The 10,212-nt window shown below is 58.7% G+C and carries 5 protein-coding genes, 2 tRNA genes and 1 pseudogene; all 8 read right to left on the bottom strand.

The window, feature by feature from the left end; translation table 11 throughout:
- Positions 1 to 35: 35 nt before the first annotated feature.
- Positions 36 to 4,169 (bottom strand): annotated as a pseudogene (locus NFS22_RS06205) (SpaA isopeptide-forming pilin-related protein); the annotation flags it as partial.
- A gap of 352 nt (positions 4,170 to 4,521) precedes the next feature.
- Entirely contained in the window at positions 4,522 to 5,355 is an 834-nt protein-coding gene (locus NFS22_RS06215; protein WP_251316851.1) for a transglutaminase domain-containing protein, read from the bottom strand.
- A 115-nt stretch (positions 5,356 to 5,470) separates the two neighbouring features.
- Complete coding sequence (locus NFS22_RS06220; RefSeq protein WP_251316856.1) at positions 5,471 to 6,292, bottom strand: class D sortase; 822 nt, start codon at positions 6,290 to 6,292, stop codon at positions 5,471 to 5,473.
- 34 nt (positions 6,293 to 6,326) lie between these two features.
- Positions 6,327 to 7,310, bottom strand: coding sequence for a hypothetical protein (locus NFS22_RS06225; protein WP_251316852.1), 984 nt, complete (start codon positions 7,308 to 7,310; stop codon positions 6,327 to 6,329).
- A 48-nt stretch (positions 7,311 to 7,358) separates the two neighbouring features.
- Complete coding sequence (locus NFS22_RS06230; protein WP_251316853.1) at positions 7,359 to 8,273, bottom strand: DUF3991 and toprim domain-containing protein; 915 nt, start codon at positions 8,271 to 8,273, stop codon at positions 7,359 to 7,361.
- Between the two features lie 157 nt (positions 8,274 to 8,430).
- The gene (locus NFS22_RS06235) at positions 8,431 to 8,856 is read right to left on the bottom strand and encodes a translation initiation factor 2 (protein WP_251316854.1); all 426 of its coding nucleotides are present in this window, start codon (positions 8,854 to 8,856) and stop codon (positions 8,431 to 8,433) included.
- Positions 8,857 to 9,256: 400 nt separating this feature from the next.
- Positions 9,257 to 9,343 (bottom strand) — tRNA-Leu (locus NFS22_RS06240).
- A gap of 436 nt (positions 9,344 to 9,779) precedes the next feature.
- A tRNA-Gly gene (locus tag NFS22_RS06245) sits at positions 9,780 to 9,853 on the bottom strand.
- Positions 9,854 to 10,212: the final 359 nt, after the last annotated feature.

Consider the following 10,212-nt stretch of genomic DNA (forward strand, 5'->3'; position numbering starts at 1 on the left):
GCCCCCTCCGAAGAGGGAGCCTCCATGGTGCGCGATCAATAGCCGGTCTTGGGGAGCGGGGTGGGCTTGCCGTAGACCGTGGTCACCCAGCGGCTGATGGCCTGCACCCAGACTCCGTTGTAAGTACCGCCCACGTCAGCGATGTTGACAAAGCTGCTGCCAGCCGTCAGACCGGCGATGGCGGTGCATTTAATCTGGGGCTTCTCCACCTGGGCGGAGCCAGCCGGGGCCTGCCCAAACACGAACATGATTTCGGTGACACGCTCATTGGCTGCGAGGCCCAGGGCCGCGGGGGATGCCGCCAGGGTATAGTTTTTGCTGGTGGACAGGTTATCCGCCAGCGTCCGGTACTCGCCGCCGTTCACCCGGTAGGTGATCTTATAGGTGCCGGGGAAGTTGTAGGTGCCGGTGACCACTGTCTCCAGCCGTACCTGTGCGGGCAGGGTGTCCCTCCAGTAGAAGTTGTCCAGCCGGACGTTGGAGGTGTTGGCGATGCCAGAGAGCACATAGTTTACCGGCTGGCCTGCCATGGCCTCCTTGGGTCCGGTCTTGGTGATGGACACTCCGGTGGTCAGGCTCTTGTTGGTCACCTCGAAGCGGAGGATCTGGCCCTCATGCTCCAGGTAGGCGGTCAGCTCCTGGTCGCTCACACCGTAATTCGCCGGAGCCTGCACTTCTCGAATGGTATAGCGGCCCAGAGGCAGGAGCTTGGAGGAGGCCAGTCCACGGCTGTCGCTCTTGATGGTGTCCACCAGATTGCCCGCCTTGTCGTAGATCTCGAACACAGCGCCCTCCAGCAGCGTACCGGCAGGCAGGCCGTTGGTGGAATTGTAGTCGGCGGATTTCTTCGTGATCTGGATCTGAGCGGTGATGGGGATGTTTTTCCACTCGATCAGAGTGGTTTCCCCTGCGGTCACATACACGGTTTTCATCTGAGTGTCGGGGACGTAGCCCTCGTTTTCCAGCTCCCGCAGGTAGTACCGCCCGGAAGTGGTAAGCCCCTCGATGTACACGTACCCGCTGTTGTCGCTGGTGTACTGCCCGATAGGAGTGTTGGTGCTGTCGTACAGCAGGAAGGTCACCCCATAGATACCCTTGCCGGTGACGCTGTCGGTTTTATGAATCAAAATGCCGGAAAAGGGCTTGTTTTTTACCGTCAGAGTGGTGGTTTTCCCATCTGTCACAGTGAAATAATGGGGCGTATCATCCAGCTTGAAGCCCTGCGCGGCCTCGATCTCCACGGCATAGTAGTCCCCGGCGTCCAGGTTGACATGGACACGTCCGTTGTCGCCGGTGGTGACTGTCTCCACCAGAGCGCCGTCCATTTTGCGGATCTCGAAGGTGGTGCCGGGGATACGCTGGGTGCTGTCGCTCTCGTTGACCTTGATCAGTTCCAAGCCGCCCTCCGCCTTGTTGAAGAAGGTGAGCGTCTGCCCCTGGCCCTCTTTGATGAGGATGCTCTGGGGCATGGTGTCGAGGACGTAGCCGTCAGCCGTCCGGGTTTCCTTGGCGGTGATGGTAATGCCGGGGGTCAGGCCGGTGATTACGATTTGGCCATTTTTATCGGTCACATACTCTCCGTTATTCGGCCCCACATACTGACCGCTGGAATCGGTGACGAGGAAGGCCACGCCCTGGATGGGGTTGGTGGTGCCATCCACATACTTCTGGATCGTCAGAGTGGTGCCAGGAGTGTTGTAAAACACAAGGGTTTGGGTATCGTCCGGGTTGACAGTGACGGTCTGCGTCTTGGTGGCCTGGTCGATGGTGTAGCCGGGGATCGTCCTGGTCTCGGTGGCCACGATGGTGCCGGTCACGCCGGAGATGCGGATCTCACCGTTGGCGTCCGTGGTATAGAGGCCATTGGAGGACAGATGCCCGTTGGCGTTGTCCACATAGCCGCCGTTGGCATAGGTGAGCTGGAACTCCACGCCTGCCAGGGGTTTCCCGGTCAGGGAGTCCTTCTTTTGGATGACCAGGGTACCGGCCCGCTGGTTCCAGAAGGTGAGTTCGGGGGCCTGGGGGCCTGCGGTGATCTTCACGGTCTTGGGGGTGCCGTCCAGCACGAAACCTTCCACCGTCTTGATCTCCCGTGCGGTGATCACAGCGCCGGGTTCCAGCCCTTCGATCACGATCTCGCCTGCTGCGTTGGTGTAGAAGGTGCCATCGCCGGGGCCGACAGGCGCGCCGGAGCCGTCCACTACCTTAAAGGCCACGCCAGCCAGAGGCTCATTGGCGGTTCCCTCGATGTACTTGTGGATCGTCAAGGTCATGGTGGGATCATTCTCAAAAGTCAGATCGTTGCCGCCGCCAGTATTACCATTGGTGGTCCCGCCCACGGTTCCAGTGATGCCGCTGCTCACCGTGTTGGAGCCGTTTTTGACGGTGATTGTCTGGGGCGTACTGTTCAGAACATAGCCGGAGGGCACCTTTGTTTCCGTTACCACCACAGTGGTTCCGGGTACAAGGCCGGTGACCGTCACAGTGCCGTCCGAGCCGGTGGTGTAGCTGCCCAGAAGAGTTCCGTTGCCGTCCTTCACCGCGAACACAGTTCCCGGCACAGGTTTGCCGGTGACAGAGTCCAGCTTGGTCAGCGTCAGGCTGCACAGAGGCTCATTCAGAAAAACAAGGGTCTGAGTGTCCATCGGGTTGACGGTGACGGTCTGCGTCTGGGTAGCAGAATTGATCACATAACCGGGGGCGGGCTGGATTTCCTTGGCCACGACCGTCCCGGTGATGCCGGAAATGCGGATTTCACCATTGGCGTCCGTGGTATAGAGGCCGTTGGAGGACAGATGCCCGTTGTCATTGTCCACATAGCCGCCGTTGGCGTAGGTGAGCTGGAACTGCGCGCCGGAAATCAGCGCGCCGCTCACGCTGTCTTTCTTTTGAATGACAAGCGTTCCGGCCTTTTTGTTCCAGAAGGTCAACTGCTGCACGGTCCCGGCTTTGATGAGGATGTCCTGCGGAGTACCGTCCAGCACATACCCCTCCACGGTTTTGATCTCCCTGGCGATGACGGTGGTTCCGGGTTCGATGCCCTCCAGCACGATTTCTCCGGCCTTGTCGGTGTAATAAATTCCATCGTCCGGCCCAACCGCCGCGCCGGAACCGTCCACAACCTTAAAGGCCACGCCGGACAGCGGCTCGTTTTCGGTCCCCTCGATAAACTTCCGGATAATCAGCGTTGTGGCAGGCTCATCATCAAAAATCAGGGTGTTGGCCGCGCCGCTGCGGACAACGATGTTTTTCGGAGTCTCATCCAGCACATAGCCGGTGGGGGCCTTGGTTTCGGAGACCACATAGGTGGCGTTGGGGGTCAGGCCGGAGACAGTGACCGTGCCGTCCGTCCCGGTGGTGTACCGACCGATGGCCCGGCCATCGCTGGCCTTGACCGTGAACTCCGCGCCCTTCAGAGGCTGCTGGGTCACAGCGTCCCGCTTCAGGATCGTCAGGGTGCAAAGGGGGTCATCGTAAAACCGAATGGTCTGCGTGTCTGCCGCGTTGACTACCACGGTCTGAGGGGTGGGGTCGATCTGGTAATTGTCAGGGGCCTTGATTTCCGTCACGATGTAGGTATCGGGGTTCAGCTTGGAAAGAACGATCTGCCCGTTGGCATCGGTGGTGTAGAGGCCGTTGGAGGAAGTGAGGCCCTCGTTATCCGGGGTCAGCTCCCCATTGGCGCTGGTGATCTTGAACTGTGCGCCAGACAGCGGCTGTTTCGTCACGCTGTCGTATTTCTCCACCACCAGATTTCCCTTGGGGGTGTTGGTCACAATGACGGTCTGTGTATCGCCGCCCGAACCAATGACCACGTTGGTGCTGGGAGCGTCCATCACATACCCTGCCGGTGCCTTTACCTCAGTCAAAACGTAGGCACCGGGGGCAAGGTTGGAAATGCGGATTTCGCCGTTAGAATCGGTCGTGAACAGCCCATTCTGGGTGAGCGTGCTGGTGCCGATCACACCATCCAGGCCCACTTCGCAGCCAGCGGCAGTGGTGATCCGGAACTGCGCTCCGGCCAGGGGCTGGCCCGTCAGACTGTCACGTTTTTGGACGATGATAGCCCCTTTCGGCTGATTTTTGAACGTGAGGGATACCGTTTTGCCCTCTTGGATCTGAATGGTCTGGCTTTGGGTGTCAATGATAAATCCGTCCGGAGCCTTGGTTTACTGGGCGAAACCGCCGCCAGCCCCCAATTGACGCAGTAGGCGGTACCGGTCAGGCCGTCATTGCTGGTGTACGTCCAGCTGCTGCCGCTCAGAGAGCCGCTTGTACTTTTGCTCAGGTATTCCTTGCGGCCCAGGTACTGGATGGTGACGCTGCCGCTGTTGTTCAGCGTGGCGGCGCTGGCCGGGAAGGTGAGCAGGCTGGCCAGCGTTGCCACGGCCAGCAGCAGGGAAAGGATGCGGGTAAAAGGCTTATGTTTCATGAAGACTCCTTTCTGTTACGATCTATATGGGAAACAAAAACCGGCAGGCCGCGGGTGCGGTCTGCCGGTGCTGGGGATACGGATGATCCTTATTTTGTTGATCCAGGGACATACAGTTCCTTGAGGAAGGCCGTGGCCTCCAGGGCCTGATCCGCGCCGCCGTAGGTCTCGATGAGCAGGACGCCGTTCCTGCCGGAGAGGTCGTTGGCGGACACGTCCACATGGAGCCACTGGCCCTCCACATACACGAGGTTCCAGGTGTGGGTCTTGGTGCTGATGGTGAAGCAGGGGATGTCCGCCGCCGCGCAGAGGAACTTCATCGCTCTGGCGTAGGAGCCGCAGGCGGCTTTCAGCTCCCCGGCGTGGGGCGCGAAGGTCTGGGTGATGCCGGAGACCTTGCCCTGCTGGTAGGCCAGCAGGGAGCGGATGTAGTCGTTGAAGTATTCTACCCGTTCCCGGTCTGTGGCCAGCGTCCCCGCATGGTCAAGGGCAGGCTGGATGAAGTCCAGGGGCGCTTGGTAGTTCTCCGGCATTTCGGCGGACACGGCGAAGTAGTCCAGGTACTGCCAGTAGTTGGTGAAGTTCCGCGGCACATGATGCTCATACCGCAGCACCCCTTCCATCCGCCCGATCAGGTTCTTCACCGCGCTGTAGTCCTCCTTGGACACCATAGTGTAGGCGGGGGCGGTTTCGCTGGTGCCGTCCACGATAGTCTGGCGGATCGTATTGTAGAGCGCACGGTCATAGACTCCGGTGAACACGCTGGGGTTGGCCTCCTGGCTGAAGTCCTCCCGGCTCCAGTGGTCCACGCTGATGGTGTAGGGTTCCGGCTGCGGGGCTTCCGCCGCCTGGGCGGGGACGGCCAGCAGGGCCGCGGTCATGGCTCCGGTCAAGAGCAGGGACACGATTTTTTTGCTTTTCATGCTCGATTCCTCCGTTTTCATAGTATGGTGGGGTTTTTGCAAACCGAACCATACCACATGGGACGGGGGAAGTCGAACACAATCGGCAGACAGCGCGGAGATTTGACGAACAGCGTTATACCTGCACGGCGGTCACGCACCAGCGGTAGTCCGGCTGGTTCATCACGCAGGTGTAGAGAGTGATGCGGTTGTCGCTGGTGGCGGCGGTGCCGCTGGAGTCGTTGACACCGACCTTCTCCACGCTGACTACGGCGTAGGTGCGGGTTCCCAGCATGGTGGTCAGGGTGATAGTGTCGCCTGCGGACAGGGTATGGATCTGCCCAAAATGGTTGGTCACTCCTCGATTATGGCCGGCGAGACAAACATTTCCATCCCAGATGCTGGTGTTGGTGAAGTGGCCCGCGCCTTTGGCCAGCGCGGCGCTGTCCGTCCCCTGCACTACCTGGACGCTCAGGCCGATGGAAGGAATCCTCAGCGTTCCCAGGCTGCCGTTGGCGTAGTAGAGGTCGCTGGTCACCTCCGTATAGCCGGAGCCGATGCTGCCCTGGACGATGTCCATGGGGCTGCTGCTGGGGATCTGGGTCACGGTGAAATTACCACTGGTGTCCACCGAGGGGTACTCCCCGGTGATGATGGAACTGCCAGCCGCGCCGCCGGTGGCGTTGGCTCCGGCGCTGCCCACCGCGTTGACCAGCCCGCCGCTGAACGCGCCGGGGACGAGGTTGGGGGTCAGGTACTCGCCGCTGCCGGGGAGGTAGCTGGTGGGGGTTCCGAAACCGGGCGCGATCAGCGCCGTATTCTTGCTCCGGTCCACATTGGGGTTCTCCCATTCGTAGATGGTATCGTCTGAGGTGGGCTGGCCGAACAGGTAATCCTCCGGCGCGTCAAAGGTATATTCCAGCGCGTGGGCCGGGACGCAGCAGAGGGCGCACAGCATGACGGCCAGCAGAAAACTTCGCAGTTTCAATGGGTCATCTCCTCTCACGGTATTTTTTGAATGCGAACACACCGCCAGCACCAAGAGCCAGCACCACAACGCCGATCATCACGGGGCGTTTCAGGCCGGACAGATCCACAGGTTCCTTCCCGGTGTCCGGGGCCTCCGTGCTGTCCGGGGTGCCTGTGCCGTCCTCCTGCTCCGCATCGCCGGAGCTGTTTTTCTCATCGCTGCCGGGGGCCTTGGACTCCTCCGCAGCTTTCTCACTGCCGAAGATGGCGGTGTAAGTGACCACACTGCAGCCAGCCTTGGACACCTCGCCGGTGTAGCTGGCGCTGACCGTGTAGCCGGTGGCGTACTGGCTGGTGGAGGTGCCGGTGTAGCTGGCGGTGGCGGTGTAGCGGGTGACGGGATTGCCCTCTCCGTCAATCTCCGTGGATTCGCTCCACTTCACATCCCCCAGGGTCAGGGTCTTGCCGTTGTCCGTAATGCTCTTGGGAATGAGGGAGACATCCGCCTCCGACAGATTGGGATAGCTGCGGCTGGCGGAGAGGGTATTGGTTTTGGTGGCGTAGCCGTCCGTGGTGACCTGGACGCTGGTGTGGTCCAGACGCAGGATGCCGACATAGCCGTCCTCGGTGGTCACCTCCATCTCAGCGTCCAGCCGCTGGAGGATGGTTTCCAGGTTGTTGGTATCGCTGGCCTGGGTGACGGTTTCGGTGTGGGTCTGGATGTCCACCCCAACCTCGTCCTTCCTGGTCATGTCCAGCAGGTAATAGCGCCGGCCATTTCTCACGAAGTCCTCCGTGGGGATGAGGCTGGGATCGTCCGCCAGGGACAGCTGATAGACCTTGTTGATCCGCAGCTCGTCAAAGTCGCCATAGGTGTACTCCTCCACGGATATGGGGTAGTAGCTGGCTCTCTGGCCCGTATTGGAAGCATCGGCGGCCAGGGCGGTGGCACTCCCGGCCATGACAATGACAACGAGGGCGCACAGGGTGGTGAAAATGCGTTTCATGGGATAATTCCTCCATTTTTTCGTTTATTTTAAGCCTGGATGATGATGTTATCTGGCCGCAGCCTGCCGCTGATCCCCCCTTTCCCTGGTCCGGCCGCGCTGCTGCAGGTACTCGTTCCAGTCCTTCCCGTGGGCGGGCGTCCTGGTGGATACGGTGTAGCCCTTCTGGGCGTACTCCTCCCGGAACTTCTCTGTGGCCTCCTGTCCCGGCCCGTCCGCGTCCAGGCACAGGACGATCTGTTTCAGATGCGGGTTCTCCCGCAGGTAGGTGTCCAGCGGCCCTTGGTACAGTCCGCACAGGGCTACGGCGTTGCTGGTAACCGCCCGGTGCAGGGTGCAGAAGCTCATGAGGTCGATGGGGGCCTCGAACACCGCAACCCAATCCAGGGCGGGGTCACAGGGGAGCCGGAAGGCCACGCTCTTGTCGCTGCCGGGGGCATCCCGCTTGAAGCTGGAGCCGCCCAGGTCGTAGGTGCCGCGCTTGCTGGCGAATACCGGCTTTCCAGCGCTGTCCCGGCCCACGAACACGCAGTTGTGGTGCAGGCTGTCCTCGTACAGCAGGCCGGACTCGATGAAGCCTCGGATCACCTGGGGGGCGATGCCTCTCTTTTGAAGATAGGCAAACACCCGCCGCTGGTCCTGGTTGGGGATGGGCAGGGCAAAGGCCGGCTTTTCCTCCTGCGGGGTTGGTCGAGGGCGTGGGACGGGGGAGTCCCTGGCGCGGTGTCCATTGAACTCCAGCAGGTAGGTCACGGCATCCCGGAATCCCTTCCCGCAGAACTCCTGCAGGAAAGTGATGGCGTCCCCGCCGGTGCCGTTGGAGTAGCGCTTCCAGGTCCGGCGGTCTTTGATGCGAAGACTGTCCATCTCCCTGGTGGTGTGGTAGCGGCTGCCCAGCCGCCGGACGCTGTAGCCCAAGTGTTCCAGCAGGTTCGGCAGGTCTGTCCCTTTGGCAGTCTCCATCTCCTCGTCCGTGAAGCGGAAGGCTGGGGCTGTGCTTTGTCTCGTAGTGATCACCTCCTTTGGCGAAATGAAAAGAACCCCCCAGAGCATCCCACATTGGGGATGCTCTGGGGGTTCTCATCTGCCGTTGATTGTTGTGGTGTGCTGGCTGGTGGCCTTACCCGGCCTTTTCCTCGCCCAACGGGGCGGGGTTCGGTTCCTCCTGGGGCTGGAGGTCGCCGCCGTCCTGCGGGGCCTCACAGGGGCTGACACCGGCCTGACGCTCGGCCTCGTTCAGCGCCTCCTCGATCAGCCCCAGCACGAACTCCCGCTGGGTGAGCTTGCGGCCCGTGCGGGCAGTCTCGCGCTCCAGGTGCGCCTTGATCCGCTGGAAAAGGTCCTCTCCGATTTGGAAGGCCATCGTTCGGGTGCTGTTGTTGTTCGCCATGACTTGGTTACCTCCATTTTTCTTCATTTCGTAATATTCGATGAGCAGGTTGGTGATGTACTGTGCGGTGGTCAGGCCGGACTGCTCTCTGGCCTCGCAGACGCGCTGGTGCAGGTCAGTGGGAATCTGAGCGCAGAGATTCTTGGTGGCTGGCATGGTGGTATCTCCTTTCGTCTGATTGCAAGGCAAGTATACCCGAAAGGCATGGCGAAAGCTATTACCAATACCACCAATAGATCATAGACAAAGCAAGCATAACTACCAATGTGAACAGTCTGGAAATGAAAAAGGCCGCCCACAGGTCTGCCTTGAAAACTGGCAGGCTGCGGACGGCCTTTTTGCTTTTTGAACGCTGGAGAGTTCGAGTCGTGCGTATTCCCAAAAACCCCCAAATCCGGCGGATTTGCATCTCCGGCGCGTTATTTTTATTTTGCGCTTCCTTATTTTGTAAATGACTTCATATTGTTCTGAACTTTCGCCGTTTTCTGCTTTTAGTCGCAAAAATCCCGCACCGAAGTGCGGGATTTTTGCCTGCATCTTTTTTGTCAATGCAAGTTGGTGCCGGTGGGGGGACTCGAACCCCCACGATGTCGCCATCGGCGGATTTTGAATCCGCTACGTCTACCAATTCCATCACACCGGCGTATAAAGATATTATACACGATTTTTTATAGTTTGCAAGAGGAAAAAAGCTGGAGTAGTAGATTAAATGCAGAAAAGGTTTTTCAACCTTTTTCTGCATTATTTTTTGCCTGAGCGGGAGTAGAAACGGGAAAAGGGGTGATTATGGTGAGAACTTTGACGTTGGAGGACCGCCGGAAAATTGAACTGATGATCCTGTACATTCGCGTAGAGGACTACGGCCCGAAGCCGACGCAAGGAAAGCTGATGAAACTAAACAAGAAACTGACCTTCTCAATTCAGAAGTGCGACGACGAGGGCGGCATCTATCGTACGCTTCCAATAATTTCAAGCATCAACTTTTCATTTGTCTTTTTGGCAATTTCTGCTCAAAAAGGCGAAAAACGCCACATTTTTATGTGGTGTTTTTCGCCTGCATCTTTTTTGGCGACACAGGTTGGAGCAGGTGAAGGGAATCGAACCCTCGTGTTCAGCTTGGGAAGCTGACATTCTGCCATTGAACTACACCTGCATGTCATGTTCTTATTTTTATTATATCATATCCTAGATAAGTTTGCAAGCAAAATTTTGTTGATTTACCATTGAATGTTGATTTACTATCGCCCCTCGAAGGCTGCGCTCGGGGAGATTACAATAAAGGGGATGGAGTTTATTTGGAAAATGGTTGATTATCTCAAAAAAGCCTTGCTATATGCGGCTTTGTGGGCGCGTTTCTGCCGGGGACAGGGATTTATACTAATCACCAATAAAAGCATTTAAAATCAAAATTCTCCCTGTAATGTGAGAGATGAGTTCAGGCAGGAGGGAGCAAATGGTAAGGCAGAGACGATCCACAACCTTATCCAAAGAAGGAAAGACTTCGTTTTTAAA

It is taken from the genome of Flintibacter muris, assembly GCF_943192995.1.
In the GTDB taxonomy this organism is placed as follows: Bacteria; Bacillota; Clostridia; order Oscillospirales; family Oscillospiraceae; genus Lawsonibacter; species Lawsonibacter muris.